The organism is Sedimentibacter hydroxybenzoicus DSM 7310, assembly GCF_013403245.1.
Lineage (GTDB): Bacteria > Bacillota > Clostridia > Tissierellales > Sedimentibacteraceae > Sedimentibacter > Sedimentibacter hydroxybenzoicus.
Genome location: NZ_JACBNQ010000071.1, coordinates 1 through 607 on the forward strand (window position 1 = coordinate 1; position 607 = coordinate 607).

General features: G+C 39.5%; 1 tRNA gene and 2 rRNA genes. All 3 read left to right on the forward strand.

Going from position 1 to position 607, the window contains the following annotated elements:
* Positions 1–65: ribosomal RNA gene (locus HZF24_RS18790) — 16S ribosomal RNA — on the forward strand; the annotation flags it as partial.
* A gap of 122 nt (positions 66–187) precedes the next feature.
* Positions 188–263 (forward strand) — tRNA-Ala (locus HZF24_RS18795).
* A gap of 268 nt (positions 264–531) precedes the next feature.
* A 23S ribosomal RNA gene (locus HZF24_RS18800) occupies positions 532–607 on the forward strand; the annotation flags it as partial.

The window sequence follows — 607 nt, forward strand, 5'->3', positions numbered from 1 at the left end:
TAATGACTGGGGTGAAGTCGTAACAAGGTAGCCGTATCGGAAGGTGCGGCTGGATCACCTCCTTTCTAAGGAGAACTGAAGGACTTATGCTGTTCTATTGCTACTCAAGCAAAAGTTTGAGTAGTTTTTATAGTCATGAATAGTCGTTCAATGTTAATTATTCATTGTTCACTGTTCATTGATATGTGGGGGTATAGCTCAGTTGGGAGAGCACCTGCCTTGCAAGCAGGGGGTCAAGAGTTCGAATCTCTTTATCTCCACCACACTCTATTAAATATAGAGGTAGAGAACTTTGAAAATTGCATAGGAAAATAAAAAGAGAAGACATTAGTTAAATTCAAATTTTTGAAACAAAACAATTACAATTTAACCAAAAAAGGCAGTCGCGCAACACAAATTTGTTTACTCGCGTAAGCTCGTACAAATTTGGAGCGCATTGCATCAGACCTACCGCAATTTTTTCTTCACTAACGTTTGAAAAAATTGGGTTAGGGCTTGAAAACAAATAAATCATGAAGACATGATTTACAAGGTCAAGATAGAAAGGGCTTAAGGCGGATGCCTTGGCACTGGGAGCCGAAGAAGGACGTGGCAAACTACGAAAAGC